The following is a 1079-nucleotide window of genomic DNA, read 5'->3' on the forward strand; positions in this document are numbered from 1 at the left end:
GGTGGCAGCATGACCGCCCCCACGAGAGTCCCGGGCGCGGTCTGCGCGCTCGGCTGCTGCACCGCCGAGGTCGCCGCCCTGCGTGATGGTGGCTGGTCGACGAACGACAAGGGCTGGAAGCTCGACGATCGCCGTCGTGAGCACGTGACCCGCGAGTACGCCGCGACATCCGCCCGCATCGACCAGGCGCAGGCGGGATGCCCGCAGTGCGCGCTCTGCGGTCAGCGGGTGATCAGGCTCGACCGGTTCGGGCTGTGCTCGAAGGACAAGGGAGAGCACGCGGAGTGGCGGGCGAATATGCGCCGCGATGAGAAGGTGGGTGCGCGATGAGCGGGTTGCGGGTGGTGCCTGTGGCGCTGGCCGACGCGAAGGCATTCGTTCGCGCGCACCATCGCCACCACCTCGAGCCGGTGACGCATCGGTTCAGCGTCGGTGTCGCCATCGGTGAGACGCTCGTCGGGGTGGCGATAGTCGGCAACCCGGTGAGTCGCGTTCTCGCGGCGGAGAAGTACACGGCCGAGGTGTGCCGGACCGCGACGGACGGCACTCCGAACGCCAACTCCATGCTCTACGGTGCCGCGTGGCGCGCAGCCCGCGCGCTCGGGTGGGAGCGTCTCATCACATACACACAGGAGGGTGAGTCGGGCTCGAGTCTCCGTGCCGCCGGGTTCCGCGTTGTTGGCGAGCGGCCGGCGCGCGGTGGGTGGAACATGCCATCCCGGCCGCGAGCGCCGCGCCTCTGCGAGAGCTGCGGAGAGCCGATCGTCACGTCTGGCGTGGCTCGCACGCTGTGGGAGACGGTCGCATGATGCCGGAGTTCGCGATGACGTATGTCGTCGTCTGGCCAGACGCGGCGGGCCCGGGTGTGCATGTCGTCAAGGTGGGGCGCGCGTGGAAGTCGCACCGTGTCGAGATGATGACCCGCTCCGGCGGTCAGGTCATCATCCTCGCCCGGGGCACGGATGCCACATGGGAGCGCGAGGCGCTGGCCGAGTTGTCCCGGTGGTTCCCGCGCGCGTTCCGTCGCGCGGAGGACGCCGAGGGGCTGCTGTTCATGGGCCGAGGGTTCACGGAGTGCT

The 1079-nt window shown here is 70.2% G+C and carries 3 protein-coding genes; all 3 read left to right on the top strand.

Annotated elements, in window-relative coordinates; genetic code table 11:
- Nucleotides 1-330, top strand: a 330-nt coding sequence (locus tag LL239_RS17490) for a hypothetical protein (protein WP_228164599.1), incomplete at its 5' end; no start/stop codon positions are given.
- Complete coding sequence (locus LL239_RS17495) at nucleotides 327-809, top strand: XF1762 family protein (RefSeq protein WP_228164600.1); 483 nt, start codon at nucleotides 327-329, stop codon at nucleotides 807-809. The genes LL239_RS17490 and LL239_RS17495, both read left to right, overlap by 4 nt.
- Nucleotides 806-1079: hypothetical protein (locus LL239_RS17500; protein ID WP_228164601.1), on the top strand; the 274-nt coding region annotated here is incomplete at its 3' end. The genes LL239_RS17495 and LL239_RS17500, both read left to right, overlap by 4 nt.

The sequence above is a fragment of the Microbacterium testaceum genome (genome assembly GCF_020781835.1).
Classification (GTDB): Bacteria; Actinomycetota; Actinomycetes; order Actinomycetales; family Microbacteriaceae; genus Microbacterium; species Microbacterium testaceum_H.